The sequence below is a fragment of the uncultured Novosphingobium sp. genome (assembly GCF_964277725.1).
In the GTDB taxonomy this organism is placed as follows: domain Bacteria; phylum Pseudomonadota; class Alphaproteobacteria; order Sphingomonadales; family Sphingomonadaceae; genus Novosphingobium; species Novosphingobium fluoreni.
The window spans coordinates 1-26,255 of record NZ_CAXYKL010000272.1; the positions used below are offsets into that span (position 1 = coordinate 1).

Annotated in this window: 22 protein-coding genes, 1 pseudogene and 2 riboswitches; of the genes and pseudogenes, 10 read left to right on the plus strand and 13 right to left on the minus strand. The window is 59.7% G+C overall.

From position 1 onward, the window contains the following. Nucleotides 1-859, plus strand: an 859-nt coding sequence (locus ACHWRX_RS15105; RefSeq protein WP_394659804.1) for an SDR family NAD(P)-dependent oxidoreductase, incomplete at its 5' end; no start/stop codon positions are given. A 91-nt stretch (nt 860-950) separates the two neighbouring features. Here the strand turns inward: ACHWRX_RS15105 and ACHWRX_RS15110 are convergent. The 6 genes and pseudogenes from ACHWRX_RS15110 to ACHWRX_RS15135 form a co-directional block, all read right to left on the minus strand. Further along, nucleotides 951-2,672 (minus strand): FAD-binding protein, encoded by a 1,722-nt coding sequence (locus tag ACHWRX_RS15110; protein ID WP_394659805.1) that lies wholly within the window; start codon nt 2,670-2,672, stop codon nt 951-953. Nucleotides 2,673-2,880: 208 nt separating this feature from the next. Further along, nucleotides 2,881-4,467 carry a class I adenylate-forming enzyme family protein gene (locus tag ACHWRX_RS15115; RefSeq protein WP_394659806.1) on the minus strand — a complete coding sequence of 529 codons (1,587 nt, stop codon included), beginning with the start codon at nt 4,465-4,467 and terminating at the stop codon, nt 2,881-2,883. Nucleotides 4,468-4,497: 30 nt separating this feature from the next. After that, nucleotides 4,498-5,433 (minus strand): hypothetical protein, encoded by a 936-nt coding sequence (locus ACHWRX_RS15120; protein ID WP_394659820.1) that lies wholly within the window; start codon nt 5,431-5,433, stop codon nt 4,498-4,500. Nucleotides 5,434-5,469: 36 nt separating this feature from the next. Beyond that, nucleotides 5,470-5,700, minus strand: a pseudogene (locus ACHWRX_RS15125) (acyl-CoA dehydrogenase family protein); the annotation flags it as partial. A gap of 62 nt (nt 5,701-5,762) precedes the next feature. Next, on the minus strand, nt 5,763-6,563 hold the full coding sequence (locus tag ACHWRX_RS15130) for an SDR family NAD(P)-dependent oxidoreductase (protein ID WP_394659807.1): 801 nt from the start codon (nt 6,561-6,563) through the stop codon (nt 5,763-5,765). A gap of 390 nt (nt 6,564-6,953) precedes the next feature. Continuing rightward, complete coding sequence (locus ACHWRX_RS15135; protein WP_394659808.1) at nt 6,954-7,721, minus strand: NAD(P)H-dependent oxidoreductase; 768 nt, start codon at nt 7,719-7,721, stop codon at nt 6,954-6,956. 313 nt (nt 7,722-8,034) lie between these two features. Between ACHWRX_RS15135 and ACHWRX_RS15140 the strand changes: the two genes are divergently transcribed. Together ACHWRX_RS15140 and ACHWRX_RS15145 are read left to right on the plus strand one after the other, a co-directional pair. Then, the gene (locus tag ACHWRX_RS15140; RefSeq protein ID WP_394659809.1) at nt 8,035-9,381 is read left to right on the plus strand and encodes an epoxide hydrolase family protein; all 1,347 of its coding nucleotides are present in this window, start codon (nt 8,035-8,037) and stop codon (nt 9,379-9,381) included. A gap of 83 nt (nt 9,382-9,464) precedes the next feature. Next, on the plus strand, nt 9,465-9,761 hold the full coding sequence (locus ACHWRX_RS15145; RefSeq protein WP_058737093.1) for a DUF1330 domain-containing protein: 297 nt from the start codon (nt 9,465-9,467) through the stop codon (nt 9,759-9,761). A gap of 162 nt (nt 9,762-9,923) precedes the next feature. On the opposite strand, the gene ACHWRX_RS15150 is transcribed toward ACHWRX_RS15145, so the two are convergent. From ACHWRX_RS15150 to ACHWRX_RS15160, 3 genes are all read right to left on the minus strand, one after another. Next, nucleotides 9,924-10,334, minus strand: a complete 411-nt coding sequence (locus tag ACHWRX_RS15150) for a hypothetical protein (RefSeq protein ID WP_394659810.1) — start codon at nt 10,332-10,334, stop codon at nt 9,924-9,926. A gap of 44 nt (nt 10,335-10,378) precedes the next feature. Continuing rightward, nucleotides 10,379-10,714, minus strand: a complete 336-nt coding sequence (locus tag ACHWRX_RS15155; protein WP_183617205.1) for a 2Fe-2S iron-sulfur cluster-binding protein — start codon at nt 10,712-10,714, stop codon at nt 10,379-10,381. Nucleotides 10,715-10,795: 81 nt separating this feature from the next. Next, on the minus strand, nt 10,796-12,064 hold the full coding sequence (locus ACHWRX_RS15160; protein WP_288487381.1) for a cytochrome P450: 1,269 nt from the start codon (nt 12,062-12,064) through the stop codon (nt 10,796-10,798). 545 nt (nt 12,065-12,609) lie between these two features. On the opposite strand from ACHWRX_RS15160, the gene ACHWRX_RS15165 reads away from it, so the two are divergent. From ACHWRX_RS15165 to ACHWRX_RS15190, 6 genes are all read left to right on the plus strand, one after another. Further along, nucleotides 12,610-13,860, plus strand: coding sequence for a thiolase family protein (locus tag ACHWRX_RS15165; RefSeq protein ID WP_394659811.1), 1,251 nt, complete (start codon nt 12,610-12,612; stop codon nt 13,858-13,860). Between the two features lie 34 nt (nt 13,861-13,894). Continuing rightward, nucleotides 13,895-14,770: a fumarylacetoacetate hydrolase family protein gene (locus ACHWRX_RS15170; RefSeq protein ID WP_394659812.1), complete on the plus strand. Its 876-nt coding sequence runs from the start codon at nt 13,895-13,897 to the stop codon at nt 14,768-14,770. Nucleotides 14,771-14,815: 45 nt separating this feature from the next. After that, nucleotides 14,816-15,586, plus strand: coding sequence for an SDR family NAD(P)-dependent oxidoreductase (locus tag ACHWRX_RS15175; protein ID WP_394659813.1), 771 nt, complete (start codon nt 14,816-14,818; stop codon nt 15,584-15,586). Nucleotides 15,587-15,650: 64 nt separating this feature from the next. Continuing rightward, nucleotides 15,651-16,220: a VOC family protein gene (locus tag ACHWRX_RS15180; protein ID WP_394659814.1), complete on the plus strand. Its 570-nt coding sequence runs from the start codon at nt 15,651-15,653 to the stop codon at nt 16,218-16,220. Nucleotides 16,221-16,288: 68 nt separating this feature from the next. Continuing rightward, on the plus strand, nt 16,289-17,215 hold the full coding sequence (locus tag ACHWRX_RS15185) for an alpha/beta hydrolase (RefSeq protein ID WP_288487378.1): 927 nt from the start codon (nt 16,289-16,291) through the stop codon (nt 17,213-17,215). A gap of 305 nt (nt 17,216-17,520) precedes the next feature. Then, nucleotides 17,521-19,899, plus strand: coding sequence for a TonB-dependent receptor (locus tag ACHWRX_RS15190; protein WP_082668032.1), 2,379 nt, complete (start codon nt 17,521-17,523; stop codon nt 19,897-19,899). A 184-nt stretch (nt 19,900-20,083) separates the two neighbouring features. On the opposite strand, the gene ACHWRX_RS15195 is transcribed toward ACHWRX_RS15190, so the two are convergent. From ACHWRX_RS15195 to ACHWRX_RS15205, 3 genes are all read right to left on the minus strand, one after another. Then, a complete protein-coding gene (locus ACHWRX_RS15195; protein WP_394659815.1) occupies nt 20,084-21,493 on the minus strand; it encodes a hypothetical protein in 1,410 nt (469 codons plus the stop codon). Further along, the gene (locus ACHWRX_RS15200) at nt 21,493-23,673 is read right to left on the minus strand and encodes a TonB-dependent receptor (RefSeq protein WP_394659816.1); all 2,181 of its coding nucleotides are present in this window, start codon (nt 23,671-23,673) and stop codon (nt 21,493-21,495) included. The genes ACHWRX_RS15195 and ACHWRX_RS15200 overlap by 1 nt, the downstream gene beginning before the upstream one ends. 225 nt (nt 23,674-23,898) lie before the next feature. After that, nucleotides 23,899-24,143, minus strand: a riboswitch (cobalamin riboswitch). A gap of 67 nt (nt 24,144-24,210) precedes the next feature. Next, on the minus strand, nt 24,211-24,888 hold the full coding sequence (locus ACHWRX_RS15205) for an energy-coupling factor ABC transporter permease (RefSeq protein ID WP_394659817.1): 678 nt from the start codon (nt 24,886-24,888) through the stop codon (nt 24,211-24,213). 52 nt (nt 24,889-24,940) lie between these two features. Then, nucleotides 24,941-25,169: riboswitch (cobalamin riboswitch) on the minus strand. Nucleotides 25,170-25,273: 104 nt separating this feature from the next. Here ACHWRX_RS15205 and cobO point away from each other — a divergent pair. Further along, a complete protein-coding gene (cobO, locus tag ACHWRX_RS15210) occupies nt 25,274-25,885 on the plus strand; it encodes a cob(I)yrinic acid a,c-diamide adenosyltransferase (RefSeq protein ID WP_394659818.1) in 612 nt (203 codons plus the stop codon). Between the two features lie 77 nt (nt 25,886-25,962). On the opposite strand, the gene ACHWRX_RS15215 is transcribed toward cobO, so the two are convergent. Continuing rightward, nucleotides 25,963-26,255 (minus strand): hypothetical protein (locus tag ACHWRX_RS15215; protein WP_394659819.1); only part of this gene is annotated, 293 nt, incomplete at its 5' end.

Consider the following 26,255-nt stretch of genomic DNA (forward strand, 5'->3'; position numbering starts at 1 on the left):
TGATGGAGAGATGCCTATGGACATGGAATTGAGCGGCAAACGGGTGCTGGTCACCGGCAGCAGTTCAGGTATTGGCGCCGCTATTGCCGAGGCCTTTTGCCAGGAAGGAGCCAAGGTCGTCGTTCACGGTCGCGACGAAGCGAAAACGCAGGCGGTGGTGCAGCGTCTGACGGATGCGGGTGGCGACGCGCGTTTCGTGATAGGGGAACTCAGCAGCGAAGACGTCTGCGCTGCTGTTGCCAAGCAGGCGGCGGAGTGCTTTGGTGGCCTGGATATCCTGGTGAACAACGCCGGCGGTATGGCCGCCGCAAACCGGCCGGACTCGACCGCGGAGAGCTTCAATCGACCGTGGCTGGAAACACCGTGGGATGATTGGCGCTGGACGTACGAGCAGAATGTGGGATCATCGGTCCGTCTGATCCAGGCGTTCGCGCCAGGCATGATCACGCAGGGCTGGGGGCGCATCATCAATATTTCCAGCGCCTCCGCCACGCAGACCGAGCCCGATCTGGCCGATTATCAGCCGGCCAAGGCTGCCATCACCAATATGACGACGGGCCTCGCCAAATCGCTTGGTGGCACCGGGGTGACGGTCAACACGGTCACGCCCGGGACAATTGCCACCGAAGGCGTTCGTAACGGGTTCGTCCTTTGGGCCAAGCAGCTGGGTTGGGAGACCGACGATTGGGCCGAGATCGAGCGCCGCTTCACAAGCGAAGTTATCCCTCAGCCGACCAAGCACTTTGGCCGCCCCGTGGATATCGCTCGCATGGTGGTGTTTCTTTCCAGCCCGCAGGCCAGCTACATGACAGGCGGTAACTACCGCGTCGACGGGGGGCAGTGCCGCTCTGTCAACTGATGAGATGCACTGGGCCGACCAGTGCAACGAAAGTTAGAGAGCCCCGCCCCCCTTCAATTGGATGCCACGGGGGGCCGGGCTCTCTTCCGGATCAAGCCTGATTGTGCCGTTTGCCCACCGCATCCTTCGCCGCGATGTAACCAAAGGCAAACGCCGGAGAGATACTGGCGCCGGGGCCGGGATAAGAGCGCCCCATTACCGATGAAGTACAATTGCCGGTGGCATACAGCCCCTCGATGATCGAGCCGTCGGAGCGCAGCACGCGCGCATGCTCGTCCGTTACCACACCGCCAAACGTGCCTACGTCACCCGGGAAGATCCGCGTGGTGTAGAAGGGGCCCTTGGCGATAGAGCCAACACACGGGTTGGGCTTGTGCGTCGGATCGCCGCGGAGACGATCGTATTGGCGCTCACCCTTGTGGAATTCCTCGTCCACGCCGGTTTCGGCATAGCGATTATAGCGTTCGATCTGGGCGGCGAGCCCATCGGGATCAATTCCGGCCTTCGCAGCAAGCTCGGCGATGGTGTCCGCCTTGATCAGGAAACCGGATTCCAGCCACTGCTTGATCGGCTTCATGCCCGGCATCAGCGACGCGTAGGCATAATTGCGCATCGCCCTGTCATCGAAGACCGCGAATGCGGGGACGGCATCGTTCTCATACAAGGCTTCGCCAAGCTCCATGTACGAGTTGGCCTCGTTGACGAAGCGATTGCCGCGCTTGGTAACCCAGATGTAATGCGGGACAGCGATTTCGCCGACATGCATGAACGGGTAGGGCGTGCCGTCCTTTCCGTGCGCGCCGGCAGGCAACGATCCATCGGCGTTGAGCGAGGTCGGCACCCAGACGGCCATGTCCAGGTTCTCGGTATCCGCGCCGTGGCGGATCATTTCCTCGATCATTTCGCCGGTGTCGCCCGGATTGGCGTTGGTCCACTGATTGCTGATGGGCTTGCGCTGGTACTTTTGGCGCATTTCATCATTGCGCGCAAAGCCGCCGACGTTCATCAGCAGGCCGTAGCGGCTGCGCACGGTCTTGCGCTGCCCTTCATGAACCCCGCTTACCGCGACGATCCTGCCGTCCTCTTCGATGAGTTGGTCACTCGCAAATCCGGAGATGATGGGTATTCCCCGCTTTAGCGTCATTTCCAACATCCGCCCCTGAATCGCTGCGCCGTGGGCAGCGATGTGACGCCCGAGGATCTTGTTCTTCGCAACAGCCAAAGCGAGACGGGCCATGATTTTCTTGGCGGCAAAAGAGCGTTTGACCATCAACATCTTGATCAGCGGCAACGAGGGAAACGGGATGCCGATGAAAGGAGCGTAGCGCGAAAGCTTTTCTTCCCAGGGGCCGAGATTGCGCAGGTCGTAAGGCATGGCAACCAGCGATCGGCCCCGTGGCTGGCCGCCATCGCGATCGTCGTAGTAGTCCGACCAGCCGTCGGGATACTCAAACTCCATGCCCTGATCTTCCAGGAACTGGATCATCTCCGGAGCTTCGTCCAGGAACGCCTCGCGGCGGGCTTCCGTTGTGCCCTTGCCGACGAAGTCCACAGTTGCCGCTAGATACCGACGGCCTAGTTCCTTCGTGTCGTGGACGCCATGTCGCTTGATGACGTGGTTGTTTGGCACCCACCACACGCCACCCGAAAAGCCGGTCGAGCCGCCAATCTTATCCCGCTTTTCCAATATGACGGGGTTCAGGCCAGCGAGTTTGGCGTAGATAGCGGCGACCATAGACCCGCCGCCGCTGCCCACGATCACGAAATCGTATTCCGGCTGCAGCGTGAATGACTCTGGGGGCGGAAGGGCCATCGCAGAATGTTCCTTGTAAGACGAATTCACAGGTGTTCACCATTGCGCGGCATCCGTGAAATCCGCCAGTGGCGCAGTGTCACCATCAGCCGCGTGATTTTGCTGAGCGGACATCGTGTGGACAGTGCTCGGGCATAACGGTCGGCAGCGACGCTGGTGTTTTGCAAAAGGACTTGGTCGCTAATGTGATCGTATACCCGGAGACAAGTTACTGTGCTTCCAATTCTTCCACTGCACGCAACACATTGTTCCGCGTCACCTTGCCTACTGCGTTCACTGGCATGCTGGGCAAGATATGCACAGATTTCGGCGCCCGCACCGAACCCAGTTCGGCCTTCGCAAAACTGATGAGTTCGTCTGGCGAAACCGAAGCATCGGCAGAAAGGACGACAGCGGCTTCGACACGTTGACCCCAGTAGTCATCTGGACGAGCAATCACGGTAACGTCGACGATATCGGGGTGTGTTCCCAAGACGGCTTCCACATCCGTGGGATAAACGTTGAATCCGCCCGTGATGATGACATCGCGCAATCGATCTTTAAGGAACAGGTAGCCGCGTTCGTCAAACGACCCCAGGTCTCCGGTGTGCAGCCAGCCGTTGACGATGGTTTGTGCAGTCAGGTCCGGACGGTTGAGGTAGCCCCGCATAACCAGGTCGCCACGTACGACAACTTCGCCGGTTTCACCCGGGGGCAGGAAGGTTCCGTCCGGCGCCATGATTTGTACTTCATTGAAGGGGCAAGGCCGGCCGACCGACAGCAAGTTAGCTTCATCGGCCAGTTCCGATGCCGTGATCGCGGTGATCATGGTAGGTGCCTCGGTCTGGCCATAAATCGCGGCAAGATGAGGGCCGAAAACCTCGTGCGCCTGCCGCATCCGCGTGGGCGACATGGGCGCCGCACCGTATATCAGGTGCTTGATACCAGAATAACGCGTTCCGGTGGCCTGAGCATGATCGATCAACGAATATATCAGGGTCGGCGGCATGAAGCTGGCCGTTATGCGTTCCGCAACGATGGTTTCAGAGATCGCGGGGGCCTTGGCTCCGTCCATTAGGATATTGCAGCCCCCCGCCGCCATCACGGGCAACAGGAACGTACCGGCTCCATGCGTGAGTGGCGCGACGAGCAACATCCGTTCCTGCTCGTCAAACCCAAACGTCGCCAGCATGCTGGCGATGCAGCTCATAAATGCGCGGTACGGCTGGAGGACGCCTTTGGGGTTGCCGGTCGTTCCGCCCGTGAACTTGATGGCGGATATCCCGTCCTGCAGGCGGGCGATATCCGCCGGGCGTTTGCCGAAATGACCCTGAATGATATCCTGGATTGAAAGACGATCGTCGGACGGTCCCGCCATCGTTACGATGGGGCAACCTGCCTTTTCAAATAGAGCCGCAAAATCATCGTCCGCGAAGATCAGGGATAAATCCGACGCCTCAGCAATTCCAGCCAACTCGGCGGGGGAATTGCGCGGATTGAGAGGAACCCAGGTGTGACCTGACGCGAAGATGGCCAGCATGCTGACGACATGCTGCCAGTTATTGTGCCCACACGCGCCGACACGGGACTGCGGCTGTGGCAACTGCTCCTGTAAGTAACTCGCGACCGCTTCGATCTGGCCAACGAGATCTCGATAACTCATCCTGATAGGCCCATCGATGAGAGCCTCACCATTCGGGTTAAGGCGCAGTCCCCGATAAAGCATATGAATCGGAAGCATAAATCCGCAAAACCCCACAGGCCATCGTCCCAGAAAGCGCCGTGGTGACGCATCTGCTTCGATCGCATTCCCCATTCGCGATTAATTCGCGGATGTACCGGTCTGTTAGCTGACGTTTACCAACCCGCGCGGCGTCCACTTCATATCCGTGGCAAAGCCTAGCAGATCGTGGCCACAATCGCGGAGCGCCTTATCCGAAACCACCAAATGCTGCGTGGCGGAGAGGCTATCGCGGAACGCTCGCTGAAGCCAACCGGCACGAAGCCCCGCGCCGCCACTGACGCGATGGGCGAATATCGAATTCTCCATCATCACGGTCGTAGCGTGGCTGAGCGCGAGCCGGATCAAGGTGAACTGGCGCAGAGCGACAGCTTCGCCCTGGCTGATGGTTTCAAGTACATCGTTCCAGACTTCGTAGCAAAATGCACGAGCTGCCCGCAGTTTGCCCTCGGCCGCCGCGAACTCCTGCTTAAAAGCGTCCGATCCAGCCAGATCGCGCCCACCTGACGACTGTGCCAGCTTGGCTAGTTCGTCTAGAACGTGACGGCCGTGACCCAAGGCAAAACCAGTGTGACCCAATGCGCTGAGGCCGACAACACCGATGCGGAAGCCCTCACCACCGCGCTTTCCGACAATCTCCGAAGGCAAATGGGTAAACTCGCCCGGGACGAACAGATCGGTCACCGCGTAGTCGACGCTACCTGTGGCGCGCAGGCCTAAGACGTCCCAATTGCCGAGCATTTCAGCATCCTTCGTAGGAAAGATGAAGATGCGGGCTTCGGGCGTATTCGTTCCGGGTAACACACGCGGCGCACCGTCCTCATAGACTATCGCACCAGCGTGGATGAAATCACTGTTCAGGCAGCCGCTGCCGTATGACCAACGTCCGGAAAGGCGGTATCCATCACCCTCGACTACGGCCTTCCCAGTCGGCGCGCCGGCACCGGCAACCACCGGGCGACCATTACCGAACAAAGCCTGGAAACCCTCATCCGGCAAGAAGCCGGCGGCCGATGCAGTTGCGACGTTGGCGGCCATCATCACCCACCCGGTAGCAGCATCGATGTTGCACATCGCTTCCACGATCGACAACACTTCGACCGGGTTTGAATCCATCCCGCCGACTTCGCTGGGCACCATCAAGCTGAAGAAGCCTGCGTCGCGCATAGCCGAGATCGATTCCTGACTAACCTGACCAGCGGCTTCGTTCGCTTCCGCCTTGCTGGCCAAGAATGGAGCCAGACGTTTCGCTTCGACCAACAACGGCCATTCCGCACGATTGCTAAGCAAGTCCGTATTGTGGATCATAAGTGAATATCCTCAAAATGAGAACAGATGGACCTTATTACTGCAAGAGACCTGAATATGTCTTAGCACGCAGTCCAGCCTCCGTCCTGCGTGATGACCTGCCCGGTGAGGTAGGCCGACGCAGGAGAGGCAAGATACAGGGCCAGACCCAGAATTTCGCTGGCATCGCCGCGCCGCTTCATCGGGATGCGACGGTTCATCTCAGTGTAGAAGCGCTCCTCTTCCTCGGCAGTCCGCTCACGGCGGCGGCCGTCACCCAGACGAGTGCCGCCGTGCCAACCGGGAGCGATCACGTTCGCGCGGACTTTTTCCGCCGCATACTCAACCGCTACCTGACGAGTGAAGCCGATTACGCCGGCCTTTGCTGCAGCATAATCAACGCTGGACGCAGGGAAATCGGGAAAATAACCGCCCAGACCAAGGATCGACGCCACATTGATGATCGAGCCACCGTTCGTACGCATCTTGGGTAGCATCGCACGGGTCATGAAAAACGTCCCAGTCAGGCTGATGCCCACGCCACGCGTCCAATCATCGGTGGATAGCTCATGTGTCATCGTCGGCGGCGTAGCCACACCGGCAAAATTAACCAGAACGTCCAAGTTTGCGCTACCCAAGGTCTCTACAGAAGCGGAAACCGAGTCCTCGTTCCAGACGTCGAGCCGGCAAGGGTCAGCTTGGCCGCCCGAAGCGACGATGGCGTTTGCCACCTCGTCAGCCCTGCTTAGATCAATGTCCGCGCAAATCACGCGAGCGCCGACCGCCGCATATCCTTCGGCGATAACTCGACCAAGACCGCTGCCGCCGCCGGTGACCAGAGCAGTTTTGCCTTTCAGGCCGAAAAGATCGTCTAGTAATGCCATGCCGAACATATGCTTTCGAATGAAATGGTGGGGAGCGCGATGGAATCAAGACAACGCGACTAAGCCTTGGGCTATGGTTCTATTTTGAAATCTGGAGGGCCTAAGTGTCAACGAACGGCTGCTTTGCATTACATGGCGGATAGTTCATCCGCGAAAGCCCGGTTTTCCGCCAATTTTGCCGGAAATTGCGGGCGCACTGCCAAGGCGCAAAACCGGTAGATACGCCTCGGCTTGAAGACATTGCCCAAAGGGGCAAGATACACATCGGGCGGGTAAAGCAGCGGCGCGAGGCGTCGATAAGCAACAGTCGCTAAAAACAATAGCCGTCAGCCTATTATGAAGCTGACGGCCCAAGAAAAGGTAAAATGTCCGCTTGCGTCCAGATAAAATTTATTCGGCGTCCGTCTGAATGTGAGCAGCAAAGCCCGCTGGGGCGCTTGCCGCTATTTGCTCTCTGAGTTCAAAGGCTTTTTCCGTGTAGTCGCCGCCACCCTGGGGTCGGAAAGGAATGGGCGGAATAGTAAAGAGCGTCCGCATCCGTTCCCGCACGCCCTCGACCACTGCAGGATATTTCTCTCCCAGATGATGCGTACCGTGGACCAGCAGCGAAGGGAGTACATCAAACCCAGGATAATACAGCATTCCATGAGTGATCGGGAACAGCAGGTCGTTGATGGGGCCATTGACTCCCCGTTCGCTAAAATAAGACTCTTGACCGCCCACCATGACCATCAACATGGCGCGCTTGCCCGCCATCCGGCCCGCGCCATAACGCTCGCCCGTCAATTGATAACCAACGCCTGCCGTCCAGACGCGATCAATCCACCCCTTCATGATGGCGGGCACGGAGAACCACCAAAGCGGGAATGCGAAAATGACCGCATCCGCCCAGAACACCTTTTCCTGCTCGTCCAGGACGTCTTGCGAGAATTCTCTGGCAGCGGCCGCCTTCATGGAGGCGACGGTCGGGCGCAGCGGCTCCGCGGGATCGACAGCAGGAAAATCCTCACGGTCGACCACGGTCTTGAATTTCATCGCGTAAAGATCGCTGAGTTGCACTTCGTGACCATCGGCCCTGAGCTGATCAATCGCGATGTCGCGCAAGGCGTTCGTCAACGACGCCGGCTCGGGGTGGGCCGACACAATCAGGATTTTCATAATTCAGGCTTTCAACGATGACTGTTTGCGTAAGGGCAAGAGCCGCTCGGCCATTAGGTAATGTGCGTTGTTCCCCAGTGTCAACGAGCACGGTCTCTGAGGATACGGCCGGTTGGTGATGTTTACGAGTGTGCCGATCTGCCACAAGGGCGAGGCGCTTTCAGGTTTGACTCAAAGACTTAGTAAAGGCTTGCATCGAATGTCGCGCAGCGTCTCGTTGCGGCGACGGCCCGTGCAGGCGCTCATCGCGAACGATATGTCGTTTCACAAGGCATCAAAGATGTGATTGTGGCCACTTGCCGTCGCGGTGCGGATGGCTGAAGGTCCTTTTGTTTGCGTAGATTGTGGCAAGCCGACGGTCTGCGTTACCAGATGCTTGCTTACTATCATCAGTGAACCGGACGACCGCACTCAGGGGCCGGTCTTTCTGACATTGCAGGCTAAACCCAATAAGTCCGAACACTATGATTTTGCGCATCCTACTGTTGAAGAAGGTTTTTTGATGACGGCCGTCACGCCATTCAAGATCGCCATCTCCGATGATCGCCTGTCCTGGATCGGGGACCGCGTTCGTTGTTTCGATTGGGACAGCTTCCCTGACGCTGGTGGTTGGTCCGCGGGTATTGCCAAACAGGCCCTGCGCACGATCACGGACCGCTGGATCGGCGGTTACGACTGGCGCGCCGAAGAGGCTGTTTTGAATGAGTTGCCGCAGTTTCGGTGCGAGATGGACAAAGGGACTTTGCACTTCATCCATATCCAAACGCCGGGTGGCGCATCGCGCCCGCCGGTCTTGTTGCTGCATGGATGGCCTGGGTCATTCGCCGAGTTTCGCGACTCGGCCCTCCGCCTGGCCTATCCTGAGCGGTTTGGCGGCGATGCCGCCGACGCACTGGATCTGGTGATCCCCTCGCTGCCAGGGTTCGGGTTTTCGGGTAAGCCGGCAGGCCCCATCGGCACCCGGACGGTGGCACGAACTTTACACGATTTGATGACCCGGGTGCTTGGCTATGAACGTTACATTGCCCAGGGCGGGGATTGGGGCAGCACCACGGCATCATGGCTGGCACACGACTATCCGGATGCTTGCGTGGCGCTTCATGTCAACATGATGATCATGGGCCATGCCGGTGTGACTGCTGAAACCGACGAGGAGCGGCAGTACCAAAAGCTGCAGATGAAGTGGCGCGAAGCGGACGGCGGCTATTCACACATCCAGAGGACCCGCCCGCAAACGCTGGGATTTGCGTTGCAAGATAGTCCGGTGGGAACGGCCGCTTGGATACTGGAAAAGTTTGCGATGTGGTCGGACGTGCCTTGGAAAGATGGTGCGCCCGATCTCCTGGCGGGCTATTCGATCGACCATCTGCTGACCAATGTGATGCTGTATGTCGCTACCGGGACGATAACCACATCGGCCTGGATATATCTCGGCAATTCGAAAGAGAAGGCGTTCCAGCTAGAACATCCGATCACTGTACCTACGGCGATGGCATCATTTCCCGATCCTCTGTTCAAGCCGCCGCCCCGCAGCCTGCCGGAAAGAAGCTATAACATCGTGCGTTGGACAGACATGCCCCGCGGCGGCCATTTCGCCGCGATGGAGCAGCCCGACCTTTTCGCTGACGATGTGCGCGCATTCGCCCTCACTGTCGTGTGACGATGGGCCCAAGCGGCAAATCGGGCATCGCTCAGGAACCGAAATAATTGGCCCGATGGCCTGATATGTAGACGGAGGTTACGATGACTGCACACATGGTCGCGATGATATATACCGATGATTTCAGCTGGATCGCTGAGTATTCCGCTAATGTACCACAAATCGTTGCAAAGTACGGCGGCGAATATGCTTTCACGTCGGCTGGTGCCGTTACAGTAGCCGAGGGTGACCTGCCTGTCCCCTCAGGCGTTGGCACGTTCAATTTCCCATCGTGCGATGCCATCATGCAATTTTTGAATTCGGAGGAGTATCAGCCGTTCATCGAATTGCGAAATCGCCACTCGAAAACACAAATCTTGATATTTGAGGGACGCGCGTAGGGCTTTTCTCCCTCAGGAGAAAGAGCAGCAGCGTTAACAGCGCGACGTAATCAAATTTCCGAAGGGGTAATGGGGGTGTGATGCACTGATGCACGAGATAGGCCTTGCCTATCCCGTGCATCAGAATTGCGCAGTCTCGAGGCGGGGCCGCTATCCCTGCTTTCAGGCAGGGACGATCTCGGACAGCGGATGCCCGATGATGCTAGCCAGCCGCCAGTTCGTTCCATCGCCATGGACGATGTACGTTCCCCCGGTGATTTCTTTTTCTCGTCCGCCAGCATAGTGACGCGCCACTTCGACGCCAGCCAGTGCCGCATGCTCGCCGAGCATCCTGACGGTGCACGAAACAAGCTCGCTTCGCAAAAAATCCTGTTCCAGCAGGCCGTTGCGCATAGCGTTCATCTTGTCGATGAATTCGTCAGCGGTATAGGCTGTGGCGATCGTCGGACCGATAATCCACGAGAACGGCAGATGGTAAGATGCCACGGCGGTCTCGAAGTCGCCCGCGCTGAACAAGTCGATATAATCGCGCAGGAGGGTTTCTATCTCGGCGACGGAATTTTGGTTGGTCATCAGGGTATCTCCCGCGCAAATCGGATGCGCTTTTCGCCGCTTTTTTAGTATTGCATTTCCGGTATCATGACTTTCGCACCAGTGAAGTTTTCCTCAAGCTTGATCTGGCAACTGAGGCGGCTGGTAGGGCGTCGCTCGCTGGCTACGATATCGAGCATGTCAACTTCGCCCTCTGATGGAGCGTCGATCCGGTCGAACGAAGCTTCGTCCAAAAAGACATGGCACGTGCCGCAGGACATCGACCCGCCGCATTCGGCAGCGACGCCTTCGACACCGTTATCATAAGCGACCTGCATGACGGTGTCCCCCGTCATGCCTTCCACTTCCTGGCGCTCCCCGGTGAAAGTAACGAATTCAAACCGGACTTTCTGCTTTTCCATGATGATCTCTCTTTAGTGGGCCAAGCTTTTTCAAAGCCAGCCCGCAATGTAGCAATTTCAGCCGTTCAGCCGTTCAGCCGTTCAGCCGTTCAGCCGGACGGGCAAGCGGGTCGGGCCGCGGAACGTCAACACGCCGGCAATCTCGATCTCTTCGTCCGGGATGAGCGTCATGTTGGGAAAAGCCGATGTCAGTTCTTCGATCATCATGCGGATTTGCATCCGCGCGATCGGTGCACCCATGCAAAAATGAATGCCGTTGCCGAAGGCCACGTGTGACCGCGCGTTCTTGCGCCGAATGTCGAAGCTGTCACCGTTCTCATACGTGCCTTCGTCCCGACTTGCCGACGCCAGCGAAAGCAGCAGCTTCGTGCCTTTCGGAAGGCTCACGCCGGCAAGTTCGAAGTCCTCTTTCGCCATGCGTCGCCAAGCCACGACCGAGGAAACATAACGTAGCCCTTCCTCCACCGTGTTCGGGATCAGGGAAGGGTCCTCCACCAGGGCCTGCCAGTCTTCGGGGCGACGCAGCAATTCGAGCAAAACGTTAGCGGAAGCGTTCGAAGTCGTCTCGTGGGCGGCCAGCAGCAACGCGAACGTCAGGCTCTTGATTTCATTTTCCGTCAGCCGCGTATCGTCGCCGCCACGGGATGCGAGCAGCCAGCTGGGATAATCATCGCCTGGGTTGACCTTGCGCTGCTCAACCAAGTCGCAGGAAAAGCGCCAGAAATCCAGCAGGTCGTCCGCCGCGGCCATCTGTTCTTCCCGCGTGGGATGGCCATGCATCAACTTGACGCGCAGTTCAGTCCAAGATTTGATCCGGCGGGGATCGATGTCCTTCACGCCCAGCAGCAAAAAGGCGATGAGCGCCGGCAGTTCGTAAGTGATCGCGTCGACCAGATCGACGGTGTCCTTGCCTTCGATGGCCGCGACGTAGCTCTGGACCAAGGCACGGACTTCCGCTTCGAACGATTGCAGCTTCTTCGGATTTAGGAAGCCCTGCACATGGCTCCGGATGCGAGTATGCCGGGGCGGATCGCAAGCCACCTGTACACTCTCGTTCGTGAACCCTTGATCCACCAGATACTGCAGCAATTCTGGCGGCCATGGCACAACCGGCTGCGTCGCGACGACGGCGGAGAAACGCTCATGATCGCGCAGGACCGAAATGACGTCCGCGCGCCGCGTTACGACCCAGTAGTCGATCAGCGGCGAATAAAAGATTGGTACGTCCTGGCGAAATTCAGCCAGGAGCTGATGCATGCCTTCGTGTTCGAAAGGATGAAATCGCTCACCCGCATCATGCATCGGAACCCCGGCCGGAATATCGCTATGTTGAAGCTGCGCCTGCGTCATGGAAATCCATTCACCCTATCATTCGGCCCATCTCTGGGGCCGCTTATTCAACTGGCTACCTTCAAAGCTTAGCGATGCCGAACAATCGAACGACAAGACGCGACCGGTGTACCCTTACAAGCTAGAGGCGCGGCAGCAATGCTCCACAAGGCTTACGGGATTTTAGATTTGTTCCTAGTCGATGGAAACCCTAGGCGCTCGACAGCCTATTCCCATCAGCATTCTGATAAACGTGGGGCCACCACAGGAAAGGCCCGGCCCTGCCTGATGCGATGAGCGGCCAAAAGAGATGCGCGATGCCTTGAAAAGCAGCAGCCGCGACAATCCCATTGGCCTACAATTCTAAAGCGCCTTATTCGCTGGCCCGCCACGCTATCACCATCTTGATTGGGGTGCCGACAAGTGGCTTCTGCGCGCGACGACCCTTGCTCCGACGCCCGGCACTTGTGTAGTTCCACGCTCCACTGGAGCTCGCGGGGCTCGATCGGCTGTTGGCTGGCATCGCCTTAACCCGGTTATGCCTTGCTTCAAATTAAGGTGTTAACGTGCGGTCGGACTCGGAAGTCTACATTGTCGGCTCGGGGATGACGGCACTCGGAAAGTTTCCGGATCGTCCGCTACGCGCCATGACCGCTATGGCGGTTGACAAGGCCCTGGCCGATTCCGGGCTGGACAATCCATCCATGATAGAGGCGGCTTGGTTCAGCAACACGCGCCAGGCTCTTCTGGAAGGGCAGAACGGGATCCGGGGCGAAGTGGCGCTGCGTCACAGCGGGATCACGGGCATCCCGATCACCAATGTTGAGAACGCCTGCGCCAGTGGCAGTACCGGTTTTGCCAATGCACTCGCGTACTTGAACGCGGGCATGGGCGATGTCGCACTGGTGGTTGGCGCGGAAAAGATGTTCTTTCCGGACAATCGGGACGGCATGTTCCGGGCCTTTCGCGGCAGTACCGACGTGCTGGAATTTGACAGCCAGATCGCCGCTCTGCTCTCACTGGCGGACGGTATGCCGATCCCCGATGGCATTGAACCAGCTGCTGAGCGCAGCGTATTCATGGATATCTACGCCGCCTTCGCGCGTTATCACATGGCGCATTACGGCACGACGCCACACCAGATCGCCGCCGTCGCTGCGAAGAACCATCATCACTCGACGATGAATCCGGATGCGCAATATCAGTTCGACATGTCGGTTGAGCAGGTCCTGGCCGATAAGCCGGTGTCGTGGCCTTTCACCCGTGCGATGTGCGCGCCCATCAGCGACGGAGCCGCCGCCATGGTGCTGTGTACGGGGGCTGCCCTGAAGCGGTTCAACGCCGATCGCGCCGTGCGCGTGGCGGGCTGCGCGCTCGTCTCCGCCACGGATCGCAGCCCGGATGACCTGGACAATCACGTCGGCCGCCGCGCCGCGCTCAAGGCGTACGAACAGGCGGGTGTCGGGCCCGATGCCATGTCGGTAGCCGAAGTGCATGACGCCACTGCTTTTGCGGAGATCCTGCAGGTGGAAAACCTTGGCTTTTGCGCCAGGGGCGACGGTGGGGAAATGGCGACATCCGGGGCCACGGCTCTGGGTGGGCGCATTCCCGTGAACCCTTCGGGCGGCTTGCTTTCGAAGGGGCACCCGGTCGGAGCGACGGGGATCATTCAGCTTCATGAACTGGTGACGCAGCTGCGCGGGGACGCCGGGTCCCGGCAGGTGGCAGACGCGCGCTGGGCGATTGCCGAGAACGGCGGGGGTTTCCTTGGCTACGAAGAGGCGGCAACAGCTGTCACCATCCTTGGCGGCGCATGAGCGCCACATTTACCCGAACTAGAAGGTCTAACCCATGAAACTGACCAGTTATATCGGATCGGACGGACGCGAGAGCTGCGGCATCGTGACGGGAAGCATCGATCAACCCGAGGGCATCATCGACCTTGGCCCGCGCTTTCGTTCGTTGCGTGAACTGCTGGCCGATCCCGAAGGCCTGGCGTTCGCACGCTCTCAGGCACACGGCGAGGCCAATGTCTCGTTCGCTGACGCGCAACTGCTGCCCGTCATTCCTGATCCCAGCAAGATTTTCTGTGTGGGCGTGAATTTCGCAAGTCACGTCAAGGAGACGGGCCGTGAAATGCCCGCCAAGCCGATGATCTTCCTGCGCTTTGCAGAAAGTCAGGTCGGCGCCAATCAGCCGATGCTTTGCCCGAAGGTGTCCGATCAGTTCGATTATGAAGGCGAACTTGCGGTGATCATCGGGAAGCGTTGCCGCTATGTGCCTGAGGACAAGGCGCTGGATTACGTGGCGGGCTACTCCTGCTACAACGATGGCAGCGTTCGTGATTGGCAGCGGCATACGCAGCAGTTTTCGCCAGGCAAGAACTTCGTTGAAACCGGCGCCTTCGGCCCCTGGATGGTGACGCGGGACGAGATCGCTGATGTATCGGCGCTTTCGATGAAGACCCGCCTCAACGGTCAGGAAGTTCAGGCCGCGACCCTCGACGACCTGATCTTCGACGTCCCGGCACTGGTATCCTATTGCTCGTCCTTCATCACATTGCAGCCGGGTGACGTGATCATCTGCGGTACGACCGGCGGCGTCGGCGCGTTTCATAAACCGCCGCTCTGGATGAAAGAGGGCGACACCGTCGAGGTGGAGATTTCGGGTATCGGGATTCTGCGCAACAGCATCGCCAAGGAAGCGCCGGATTTCGCCATCCTCTGAAGTGCGGCCGCATCACCCAGTCTATTCAGGTTTTAGGAGCAGGTCATGGAAAAGCGCCATGCGGGAAAAGTCGCGGTAATTAGTGGAGCCGCCGCCGGAATCGGTCGTGCCTTTGCGGTACGGCTCGCCAAGGAAGGGGCCGATGTCGCGATCGTGGACATCAATGACGCTGGCCAGACCCTTGATGAGGTCAAGGCTACTGGCGCAAAGGCAGCTGCATTCCGGTGCGACGTTGCTGTGCCCGACGACATCCTGCGACTGGGTGACGATGTAGAGGCCGCATTTGGCCGCTGCGACATGCTGATCAACAACGCTGGCGTTTTTCCCAGCCGTCCGTTCGCGGATATCGAGTTGGAAGACTGGCGGCGGATGCTGTCGATCAACCTCGATTCCGTGTTTCTGATGTCAAAGCGGTTTGTTCCGGGCATGCGGGAGCGCAAGTGGGGTCGCGTCGTCAACATGGCTTCGAACAGCTTCGGCCAAGTCGCTCCGGGTTTGACCCACTATATCGCGGCAAAGGGCGGTGTGATCGGCTTTACTCGCGCCCTGGCTAGCGAGCTCGGTCCTGAAGGAATCACGGTCAACGCCATCGCGCCTGGCTTCACCCGTACCGAGGGTACGCTTGCGCGCGAACCAAACTTTCGTGGCTTCACGTCAGAGCAACTGTATGGCATTCTGGCGGAACGCCAGGCCATTCCGCGCCCGCCTACGCCCGAGGACATGGCCGGCACGCTGTCGTACCTGGTCAGTTCCGATGCGGACCTGATCACCGCGCAGACTTTCTATGTCGATGGCGGCTTGGTCCGCGCCTCGTAAGACCGCCGAGCCTGCAGGTGCGAATGACAGCACGATACCCGACGAACTGAGAAAGACTGTCCCGATGACGATCTCACCGCCCGACGCGCAATTTCGCCATGTTGGCCTCTATGTCCGCGATCTTGATGCCATGGTCGCATTCTATCAGCGCGTGCTGGGCATGGTCGTCACCGATCAGGGACCGACGCAACGCGGTGGGCGGATCGTCTTTCTCAGCCGTAGTCCTCTGGAGCATCATCAGTTGGTGCTCGTAGAGGGTCGTGACGATGCCATGGGCGTCGGCCTGATCAACCAGCTTTCCTTCCGATTGTCGTCTTTGAAAGACCTTCAGACTTTCAATGAGATCTTCAAAACTGAAGGTGTCCGCGTCGATCGCACGATGAATCACGGCAACGCCTGGAGCATCTATTGCTACGATCCTGAGGATAATCGGCTTGAACTCTATGCCGGTTCTCCCTGGTATATCGCGCAGCCCTGCGCCGAACCGCTCGATCTGGACGAATCGGAAGAGGTTTTGATGGCGCAGACCGAGGCCCTTGTCCGTGCCGATCCTACGTTCATGTTGAAAGCGGACTGGGCGAAGCGCCAGGCGGCGGCCGTCGGTGTGGATCCAGCAACTATCGATGTGGATTGAGCTAGCACCGATTACTGCGCAGCCGGCGTCTATCGACCGGGCGCATCAAGACATAAGAGGATGACCGTATGGCTGTGAACCCGGATTTTCAGGCCATCCTCGACCGGGTGAATGCCCTGCCGCCGACCGACTTCTCGCGTCCACCTGTAGAGCTAGCGGCAGAAATGCGTGCAGCCCCGGTCAACATTCCGCCGCTTTCCAACCCTGTTTCGGTAGAGGTCCGCAAGGTCAGGGGAAGGGATGGCCATTTGATCCCGATCCGCATCTATCGACCAAAGACAGAGCAGCCGCATCCCGTGCTCATCAGCATGCATGGTGGCGGTTGGGTGCGTGGTTCGTTGGATGGCGACGAGTTTCGATCACACTTCATTGCCCACGAAGCCGGGTGCGCCGTCGTGTCGGTGGACTATCGGCTTGCTCCCGATCATCGATATCCGGCGGCGCTCGAGGATTGCTATGATGTGACCGAGTGGGTGGCTGACCACGCTCAGGTACTGGGTTTCGATGCCGCGCGAATGGGCGTGATGGGCGACAGCGCTGGCGGCAATCTTGCCGCAGCTGTGGCTTTGAAAGCCCGCGATGAGGGTGGGCCGGCCTTGTCATGCCAAGTCTTGCTTTACCCTATCTGCGATCACGATTTCGATCGCCCTTCGTATATCGAAAACGCTCAGGGCAAGTTACTTACACGCGAACTGATGCAATGGTTCTGGGATCAGTACGCCGATGACGCCGATCGTGACCAACAATATCTCAGCCCCTTGCGCGCCAAAGACTTGAGTGGATTGCCCCCTGCGTTGATCATCACCGCGCAGTATGATCCGCTGCGGGACGAGGGCGAGCTTTACGCGCAAAAGTTGTTGGAGGCCGGCAACACGGTCGAGGCGCTGCGGATGGATGGGCTGATCCATCCGTTTCAAACTCTTGCCGTTTTGCATGCGGACAGCATCGCAGCGATGCAGTTGATGTCCCGCTTCGCGAGCCGCCAATTGGTGTGAAAGGTGTAGTCGGCACCGCCTTCCCTAGTATCCGCCAATTCTCGACTGCGGGTGCGTAGAGCCCCCGAAGGGGAGCGCAGGTTATTCTGATAAGCGTCAGACCAAACGATCATTCGTTGAGTCAGTGCCGTGTGAATTGGGCAACAGGTGTCATAAAATCTATCGGGACTGCCACCAACTACACTTTCAATCCTATGTCTGATTGCTTTTGCAGACGGGCGAAATCCCATGCAGTCCGGCTGAACTTGCCGATATGAGCGCTGCGAAAGCGGGCTCTGGTAGTTGCCTGACTTGGGAGGAATTACATGAAAGTTTCATCGTGCCGCGTAATCGGCGCTTCTGTTTTCGCTACGGCCGTGGCCCTGATGGCGAGCCCGGTAATCGCGGCGGAGGATCAGCAGCCGGCCGATGGCACAGGTTTTGGCGACATCATCGTCACCGCCCGCAAGACAGGTGAAGCCGCGCAGTCGCTTCCGATCACCGTGGCTGCATTCGGCGGCAAGGAAATTCAAGACCGTGCGATCCTTACCGTTCAGGATCTTCAGACGATTACTCCCGGCCTGACGATTTCGAACAACGCGACCGGTGGCGTCCCGGTATTCGCCATCCGCGGCACGGCAACCGAGCTGGGCATTGATGGCGGCGTCGCTCTTTATCTGAATGACGTGCCGTTGATGTCAGCGGTCGGTATCACGACGCAGTTCTACGATATAAGCACCGTTGAAGTGCTCAAGGGGCCGCAGGGTACGCAGTTCGGCACCAATACGACGGGTGGTACGATCACGGTCCGTACCAATCTTCCAACCGACAAGGTCGAGGCCTTCGCGAAGGCGGGCTACGGTAACTACAATCGCCGTGATTTCGAGGGCATGATCAACTTGCCCGTCAACGACGTTTTAGCTTTTCGTTTTGCCGGAAACTACATCAAGCGTGATGGATACGTGAAGAACCGGATCGCGGCGGGTGGTGCCCCAAAGGATTTCTCGGACGAGAACCGTTACTCGCTGCGCGGAACGATGTCGCTCAACAGCGGACCGATCGAAACGGCGCTGATCCTGGACTATTTCCAGCGCGATGAATCCCCCACCGCGTTCATCCCCGTCGCATTCCGGCCGAATGCCGGCCAGGGTATCAATCTTGCCAACTTGGGTGCGCTAACGGGCTCGCGCAAATCCATCTTCGTTGGTGCCGATCCTTCAGGCGTGGCGAAGGACCTTTACGGCAAGGCGAAGCTGTTCGGGCTGGAGCATCGTGCTACGATCGAGCTTTCCGATGCCTTTTCCATCCGCAACGTTCTGGGCTATCGCCATGACAAAACGGAAACATCGGAAGAGAGCTCCGGCACGTCCTTCGCTCTGGTGAATGTCCTGAACGACGTGAAGACCTCGCAGTGGACCGACGACATCACGCTGCGGCACAAAGCCCTCGATGGGCGCCTGCGGACGAGCTTGGGTGGATATTTCCTCCTGAACGACAAAAGGCAGGGCCAAAATGCCACCGTGGCGCAGAGCATCTATCTGACGTTCTTCAACGCACCATTGGTGAGCAATGCGCTGAACTTTGAGAAGAAGCAGTTCACATCGAAGGCAGCTTATTTCAACTCTGAGTTCGACATTACCGATACCCTGAATATTTCGGGCGGTGTCCGTTACAACTGGGATCACGTGAAGTCAGAAGGTACGGTCGCTCAGGCGGACGGTGTGCTGCCGCGGTTCGGCAAATTTTTCCGACCCGATGCGCGGACGCCGTGCAACACCGCCGCGTTCCTGGCTTACACGGACCGGGATCTGAATGCTTGCGTCGGCCGACGTAGCAAGAGCTTCCGTGCTCCAAGCTGGACCGTCGCGCTTTCCAACAAGTTCAGCTCGCGCGTTCTGGGTTACGCCAAGATCAGCCATGGCTATCTTGCTGGGGGCGCCAACTTTACAATCCGCGAAGTTCCCTTCTACGAGCCTGAGAAGACCACGATGATCGAGGCCGGCGTAAAGGCGGACTGGTCGCTCGGTGGGCGTCCACTTCGTACCAACGTGGCGTTGTATCGTGGCAAAACCAGCAACAAGCAGATCTTCGTCAATGTTAATTATGACGATCAGTTCTCCGGCTTCGGCGTTATCAATGCCGCCAAGCAAGAGGTCTATGGCGCGGACTTTGAGATGCGGTACTCACCCGTTCAAGGTCTGACCTTCGACGGCAGCTACAATTACATCCATTCCGAGTTCAAGAGCTTCATCATTCCGGGTCTTGGCGGCAACGCGGATGGCCTGACTGGCGCAACACTCGTTCCCAGGAGCGACTTGAGCGGCGCGGTGCCGGCGCAGACGCCGAAGCATCAATTCAACGTGGCCGCCACGTACGAATTGCCGATTGATCCGAGCTCCGGTAAGATCACAACGACTATTTCTGGATATTACTCGAGCAAGATCAAGCAAAACAATCTGTTCGTGGGTTACAACGCCAGCTTTGGCCCTCAATACAATGAAATCAATAGTTACTTCACCGCCAGCGCCTCTTTGAATTGGGAGAACGTTGCAGGATCGCCGATCAGTGCTCAATTCTGGGTCCGGAACCTGTTTGACAAAAACTACATCACCGCGCGGCAGGCTCAGTTCCAGGCCTTCGGGTATGCGACTGCCGTTTATGGAGCGCCCCGCACCTTTGGTGGCAGTGCCTCGATCAAGTTCTGACATATAATTGATCTGATGAAGGTAGGTCTGAAACTCGGGAATGATCCTGAGTTTCGGACCTGCTTTTTTGTATAGAGTAGACCCAATCGTTCCATGAATATCCGCCGTGCCGGAGGCGGACGAGGATAAGCAGGCCGCGTTCTGCAAATGCTTCGCGCTGTATTATAATGTTGGACGCCTGGCCCTACTTCCGCAGGCGCCGGACCCCGATGACGATGCCGCTGATCGCGCCGATCGTGCCCATTGCCAGCCACAAGGCCATCCAGGCGTCCCACAAGGGGCGGCGGGTGATCAGGCCGTTAAAGTCCCACCGGTGAATGCCGTCGAACAGCCAGCGGTATAATCGGCGACGTGCGCTTTGCGTCTCCAGTATCTCGCCGGTTCGGGGACTGATCGTGATCCATGTTTGCGCCGGATCGTCGAAGCGGATGCGCAGGACCGGCAGTTCCACCGTGCCTTTGGCTTTGTACCAATAGGTGTCGGGCTGTGTCAGCCATTCCGTGCGGATGACGCCGGCGTGAGGCAATATTCGGCGCGCCGCCTGCACGAGATGGGCGGGATCGAGTGCTATCGTTTCCAGCGTTCGCGCGTTCAGGACCGACGCCGTCCCACTCGTCCGCGCCAGGACCAGCAGCGGCATGCCGTCCGTCCAGATCAAGCGCGCGCGTTTGACGGTGTCGGCCTCTGGACGCTGGCCGATCGCGCGCCAGTCGATCGGTGGGGCAGAACCTTGGGCGGTGTAGCGGGCGAGGGCGGCGTCGCCCGGACCTTTGTCGGCGAACCATCGGTTGGGATCGACCGAAAGCCACCCGCTGACGATCCATAGCGTCATGGCCGTACCACCGAGGAGCCCGAAGACGTGGTGCCACCACTGCCAGCCCCGATACGGTGAGACGCGGCCGCCCTTGTAGCGGCGGCGGCGCAGGCGGACGCGTAGCACGCCGATCCACATGCCGCTGACCACGCCGACGATACCCGCGCCCGAAGTCCACAGGATGACCTGCCGCCACAGGGGCTGGTCCTGTCGCAGCACCGTCAGGTAAATCCAGTGCGGGACCGCGCCCAGCCAGTTCCAGAAGCGCTCTGTCCTATGGGTGTCGAGCACCACGCTGCCGGTTTTGCCACTCACATAGAGGACGAGCCCGTCGGGCCGATCGAGTGTGACCTTCCACAAGGGGCGATAGCGATCGTAGCTGCCCGCGACGGTCCACTGATCCCGCTCTATCAGACTGGCCGACCGGACGTTTGCGTGCCCGAAAGCCGCCGCCTCGCGCCTGGCTGCGCCGGCATCGGTGGGGGGGAGGGGCAGCCCTTGCGTGGCCGATCGCGTTTGTTCGCCCAGCCACAGCGGCCCGTCGGGGCCCTGTTGCAGCCAAGTATCGGGCGAAGCAGGGCCATGGACATTGGCCCAGTCGACCGGCCGCAACCCTGCCAGCTGTTCCTCCTCGGTAAGTGAGGGGAACGGCACGTACATCATGACCGCGCCCGAAACGAACCACATCGCCAGCAGCAGGCATGTGGCAATGCCGATCCAGCGATGGACCAGATAGAGCCATCGCTTGCCTTTATGCAGCAGCCCGGGCGCCGTCTTCATCAGATCTGGGCTCTGAGCGCCACATCGACGGAGCGTGGGCGACCCAGCAGCCATTGCTGATCCGAATACGTGGTGGCCGCGTAGTCCTTGTCGAGGAGGTTGTAGACCCGCAAGTCGACCGCCAGATCGGGCGTGAAGGCATAGGACAGCCCGGCGTCGACCACGGCGTAACTGGGCACGCGGAACCGGTTGCCGTTATCCGAAAAGCGCCGGCCGACATAGCGAAGTCCGGCTTGTGCGCGCAGCCCGCCCAGGCCTTGCCAGGTTAGCCAGAGGTTTGCGGCCGTCTCCGGCACGTCGGACGGCGTATTGCCCGCAAAGTCCTTACCGCCCGTGATATAGTCGTCAAAGCGCGCCTTCAAGATCGTGCCGTTCGCATCCAGCGCAAAGCCGCCGGGAAGCGAGAAGGCGAGGGCGGCCTCTATGCCCTTGGAGGATTGCTGGCCGATCTGCTCGATCGGGCTGGTCGGCGTGCGCTGCGCCACGAGCCCTTTCTTGACGATGCGATAGGCTGCCAGCGTGGCAGAGCCTTTGCCGTCCAGGAAGCTGGCCTTGATGCCCGCTTCCACCTGATCGCCCTTGGCATTGGTGAAGCTGAACTGCGTGGCGTTGGTAGTGAAAGTGGTCAACGTCCCCAGCGGATCGACGCCGGTGGAGTATTGGCCGTAGAACGACAGGTTCGGTGTCGGCTGATAGACGGCGCCCACCCGCCAGGTGAAGTTTTCGAACTTGCGCTGCCGCGCGCCATTGGGGAAGGCGTTGACTTGCCCGGTGATGTTGCCGCCCGCGTCATAGATGAAGTTGCGCCGCTTCACCCGGTCTTCTTCATAGCGGAAGCCGCCGATGAGCGAGATTTGCTGGCCGATCTTCAACCGGTCTTCGGCAAAGACGCTCCATTCGCTGGTGCGTGTCAGATAGCGGGGGATGCGGTTGGCCTTGCCGTCGAACGTGCCGGGATCGAAGCGGAAGGGGTCGACTTCGTCCGACTGATCCGCAAACGCGAAGTTGTTCCAATAGGTCAGCTTGATCGCGTTGACATCGAAGCCCAGCACCAGATCGTTGGCCAGCCCGCTGCCCAGTTGCGAGCGGATGGTAAGGTTGGCCTGATCGCCCAACTGCTTGTTATCATGGACGATGCCCAGGTTGTCGAAGCGACGGATCTGGCCGGGGGTGCCGGAACCGTTGCCACTGGGGCATTCTCCCGTGGCGCCGATCCAGCAGTAGTTCTCAAGATTGTACCAGCGGCGTTTGCTGCTCAGCCGATACGCGGTGTTGGTGAAGGAAACCGCGTCGCTGATCGCCCATTGTGCCGTTAGCGTCAGGCGATCGTCGCGATAATGCATCTGCGCATCGCGGACGTTGTAGTTGCGGCGCTTGGTGCGCGGGTCCAGGCGGCCGTCGATCAGCGGCGTCCCGAAGTATTGCATCGGCTTGTTGTCACCATAATCGCCGCGCAGGGTCAGGCTGAAGCGATCCGAAGGCACAAAGCGCAGCGCGCCGCCAAGGGACAAGCTTTCACTCCGGCCACGATCGACCCAGCCATCCGAACGGCGGTAGCTGGCGTCCGCGCGGTAGCTCAGCACTTGCCCCAGCGGGCCGCCCGCTCCGGCCGCAAAGTGCATCGTGTTTTGAGAGCCGTAACTGGCTTCCAGGTCCAGTTCGCGCCGGTCGCTGGGCTTCTTGGTGACGACGTTGATCGCCCCGCCCAGCGCACCTTGGCCATAGAGCACCGAGGATGGTCCGCTCAGCACTTCGATCCGCTCCACGTTCCACGGATCGGTGGGAAAGGTGATGGTGCCGGCGGTGGGGAACAGGCGGACGCCATCCACCAACTGCAGGACAGAGCTCTGCCCGGTGAAGCCGCGCACCGACAAGGCGGTGTTGCCATTGCCGGGATTGCCGATCGTGGTGACGCCCGGCGCGCGTGACACGGCTTCGGCAACGGTCAGATCGCCCCGGGCGCGGATCGTGTCACCATCGACGGTGGCGATGCTGGCGGGCAGTTCCAGCGGGGTCAGGCCCAGGCGGCTGCCGGTTTCGGTTGCCACCTTCATGCCCAGGTCCGACCGGCCGATCACCAGGATGTCGGCTGTAACATCGGAGGACTCGTCAGCTTGCGCGGTACCGGCGAAGGCAGCGGACAGCAGGCAGACTCCGGAGGAGAGGAGGTACTTGTTCATCGTAACTGAGGCCCCGTTTCAAGTATGCTCGAGCCCTTCCAGGGCACGGCATTTGGCTGCAAGTTACGAACGGTTGTGCCTGGCGGCGGGCAACGCCCGCGAACCGTTACAGCAACGGGAGACGGACGTGCGAGACGACCGAGGGAAAACCCATCGCTGCGGCTTGGCCGTTCGTTCGCCGCTCAGACGGAGTTCACCGTGCCCGGACCATCCCCTGGGCCCAAGCAAGAGCGACCAAGCACCGGCAGGTCTCCTGGCTCACGGGTCATCGTTTGACGCACGGCCTTCCCAGGCCATGACAGACGCGAACGTCCGGCCCAGTGGCTGCTTCCCTCGATAGCCGAGGGAAGCGATGCGCATCGCACTCACCGCTTACAGTTGCAGGGACAGCCTCGGATTGGATGGGCACGCCATCGTCACCGCGTTCCCTTTTAAGCCTCTCTCAAGGCACCGGCGCGATCATATATGTTCGATCGGGCGGTCAGGCCGTCTCGAATCATTGGTTATCTGTAACAAGCCACAGGTGGTGGCTTGGGATCAGGCGGTTTCGTAAAGGCGTCGTTCCACCAGTCCGCTGCCCTTCAGGCCGCTAAGGGCCTTGGCGGTCGCCAAGACGGCAAGATCGATCACGGGCTCCACCACGATGACGAGCATGTAAGCGCCGCCGAATGTGGCCAGCGATGCCATGTTGGCTGAGGCGAAGCCCTGGCCCCAGCAGACCCAGAACGCGACCCAGCCGACGATGCCGGCCTGATACGTGGTGGAAAGCGCCAGCGCCTGGCCATAGCCGAGCGCCACGTAGGGTGTGCGCGGCGCTATGATCTTGCGGGCCAGCGCGGCCAGGCCGAACAGCGGCACCAGCAGCGTGGTCACGTTCATGCCGTATTGCGCCAGATCGATCGGAGAGAAGAACAGGCCCTGGATCAGCAGCCCCATGGCGAGGCCGACGGCGCTGGGCGCCAGGCCGAGCGTGAGGAACAGGGTCGAGCCCAGGATCAGGTGGACTTCGGATACGCCCACCGGATGGTGCGGCAGGACCTGGAAGAAGCAGAACACCAGCACGGTGGCGATCAGGCTGCGCAGCGCGACGGAGGCGGCTCCGCTCTGCCGCGCGGTGTCCGCCACCTGCTTCAGCGCGTAAGACCCGGCGGCTGCGGCCGTGATGTAGCCGAGCATCATTTTGCCCGGGGGCACAAGGCCCGGTTCGATATGCATAACACGTTTCTCCTGCCGTCCCACCGACGGCCTTGAGTGGCACCGATGCGCCGGAATGGCGCGAATGCAGGGCCGGTCTCCTGGCTTGCGGGTCATCGCTTGGGGCGCACCTTCCCGGAGCTTTGGGCTCCAGTGGCTGGCGAACCGGGGTTCACCATGCGCCTCTCGCTATCCGCTTACAGTCGCGGGGGCGGCTGAGGCTTCAGGCGCGAACGCCCACCTCATTCCCATGTCCCTCGGGCGGTGAAGCCTTTCGGGACGCCTTGCACGGCTGCTTAGAGGGCGACTGGCCGATAGCGTCAAGCAAATTGATGGCGCATCGGGTGGGATTGCCAGCGCCCGCCTCACCTGCGAACGATGCCGCCAACCCGCCCGGAGATTACCGATGAAGACCCCTCGCACCGACGATGAACACAAGGCCAAGATGGCGAAAGTCCAGGTGGCTCAGGCCCGCAAGGTCGCCGCCAAGACGGTGGAGAAGGGGCTGGTGATCGTCCACACCGGCACCGGCAAGGGCAAGACTTCTGCGGCGCTGGGCATGGTGGTGCGCGCGCTGGGCCATGGCATGAAAGTGGGGGTGGTACAGTTCGTGAAGGGCGCGATGTCCACAGGCGAGAAGGCCGTGTTCGATCGCTTCCCCGATCTGATCGAGTTCAAGCCTATGGGGGAGGGTTTCACCTGGGACACGCAGGACCGCAGCCGCGACATCGCCGTGGCGCGTGAAGCCTGGGACGAAGTGAAACGGATGCTGGCCGACCCGTCCTACGCGATGGTGCTGGCGGACGAATTGAACATCGTGCTGCGCTACGATTACCTGCCGCTGGACGAGGTGCTGGCCGCCATTGCTGCCAAACCGGCGATGACGCACTTCATCATCACCGGCCGCAACGCCCCGCAACCCTTGATGGACGCGGCCGACCTCGTGACCGAGATGACGCTGGTAAAGCACCCCTTCCGCGAACAGAACGTCAAGGCGCAGGCAGGTATTGAGTTTTAGAAGAAACTTGCGTTGAACCCTGCTCGGCGACAGCGGAGCACATCATCGCCGCCTGCATTTGTGTCAACGCATGCTCATCAGTCGCGATGATAGCTCTGCGCGGCGTCGGAATCCTGGATGTCGTAGGCGAACCAAGCGCTTTGCGCGTGATCGTAAACTTGCACGATACCTTGGGTGAGATGAGCTTCATAATGGGTGGCTGAGCCGCGATCATAGCCTTTGGCGACGGTGCCTTCGGCTTCGAACGTGATGAACGCGTTATCGCCTTTGTCGTGGATTTCCGGGAGACGGCCGCCAAACGCTGTGTTGCGATCGCCGTCGAAGCCTTGCAGCACCCCGTCCTTGACCTCCGCAGCGATCCGCAGATCCT

Coding starts and splice junctions, on each gene's coding strand:
- ACHWRX_RS15110 (WP_394659805.1), bottom strand. CDS start 2,672: ATGGCCCTTCCGCCCCCAGAGTCATTCACGCTGCAGCCGGAATACGAT.
- ACHWRX_RS15115 (WP_394659806.1), bottom strand. CDS start 4,467: ATGGGGAATGCGATCGAAGCAGATGCGTCACCACGGCGCTTTCTGGGA.
- ACHWRX_RS15120 (WP_394659820.1), bottom strand. CDS start 5,433: ATGATGGCCGCCAACGTCGCAACTGCATCGGCCGCCGGCTTCTTGCCG.
- ACHWRX_RS15130 (WP_394659807.1), bottom strand. CDS start 6,563: ATGGCATTACTAGACGATCTTTTCGGCCTGAAAGGCAAAACTGCTCTG.
- ACHWRX_RS15135 (WP_394659808.1), bottom strand. CDS start 7,721: ATGAAAATCCTGATTGTGTCGGCCCACCCCGAGCCGGCGTCGTTGACG.
- ACHWRX_RS15140 (WP_394659809.1), top strand. CDS start 8,035: ATGGCTGAAGGTCCTTTTGTTTGCGTAGATTGTGGCAAGCCGACGGTC.
- ACHWRX_RS15145 (WP_058737093.1), top strand. CDS start 9,465: ATGACTGCACACATGGTCGCGATGATATATACCGATGATTTCAGCTGG.
- ACHWRX_RS15150 (WP_394659810.1), bottom strand. CDS start 10,334: ATGACCAACCAAAATTCCGTCGCCGAGATAGAAACCCTCCTGCGCGAT.
- ACHWRX_RS15155 (WP_183617205.1), bottom strand. CDS start 10,714: ATGGAAAAGCAGAAAGTCCGGTTTGAATTCGTTACTTTCACCGGGGAG.
- ACHWRX_RS15160 (WP_288487381.1), bottom strand. CDS start 12,064: ATGACGCAGGCGCAGCTTCAACATAGCGATATTCCGGCCGGGGTTCCG.
- ACHWRX_RS15170 (WP_394659812.1), top strand. CDS start 13,895: ATGAAACTGACCAGTTATATCGGATCGGACGGACGCGAGAGCTGCGGC.
- ACHWRX_RS15175 (WP_394659813.1), top strand. CDS start 14,816: ATGGAAAAGCGCCATGCGGGAAAAGTCGCGGTAATTAGTGGAGCCGCC.
- ACHWRX_RS15180 (WP_394659814.1), top strand. CDS start 15,651: ATGACGATCTCACCGCCCGACGCGCAATTTCGCCATGTTGGCCTCTAT.
- ACHWRX_RS15185 (WP_288487378.1), top strand. CDS start 16,289: ATGGCTGTGAACCCGGATTTTCAGGCCATCCTCGACCGGGTGAATGCC.
- ACHWRX_RS15190 (WP_082668032.1), top strand. CDS start 17,521: ATGAAAGTTTCATCGTGCCGCGTAATCGGCGCTTCTGTTTTCGCTACG.
- ACHWRX_RS15195 (WP_394659815.1), bottom strand. CDS start 21,493: ATGAAGACGGCGCCCGGGCTGCTGCATAAAGGCAAGCGATGGCTCTAT.
- ACHWRX_RS15200 (WP_394659816.1), bottom strand. CDS start 23,673: ATGAACAAGTACCTCCTCTCCTCCGGAGTCTGCCTGCTGTCCGCTGCC.
- ACHWRX_RS15205 (WP_394659817.1), bottom strand. CDS start 24,888: ATGCATATCGAACCGGGCCTTGTGCCCCCGGGCAAAATGATGCTCGGC.
- cobO (WP_394659818.1), top strand. CDS start 25,274: ATGAAGACCCCTCGCACCGACGATGAACACAAGGCCAAGATGGCGAAA.